At 64.1% G+C, this 273-nt stretch carries 1 protein-coding gene; it reads left to right on the forward strand.

Translation table 11 applies throughout. The features are described from left to right. Positions 1-273 (forward strand): hypothetical protein (locus tag SB751_RS30470; RefSeq protein WP_410749082.1); only part of this gene is annotated, 273 nt, incomplete at both ends.

Here is a 273-nt window from a genome sequence, read left to right on the forward strand (position 1 = left end):
GTTTCGCTGGGATGCCGCCACGCTCTATGCACTCGCGGCGATCGAAGGCGAAGCGGCGCGTATTGCGAGCTATATCCAGACGCATCATCCGCATCTGTTGAACGCGTACAGCATCGAGTTTTTATGCGAAGCGATTCTCGGCCGCAAGAATGCGCAGGCGCCGGGCGAATGGCGTGCCGAGACCACGCTGCAGCGCGCGGCTACGAGCCAGCAGGCCGCTGCGGCAACGCGCGATGGATGGGATTGGAGCGAGCCGGGCTTGCCGGCTTTGGC

Origin of the sequence: Cupriavidus sp. SIMBA_020 (assembly GCF_046535395.1) — a bacterium.
In the GTDB taxonomy this organism is placed as follows: Bacteria; Pseudomonadota; Gammaproteobacteria; order Burkholderiales; family Burkholderiaceae; genus Cupriavidus; species Cupriavidus campinensis.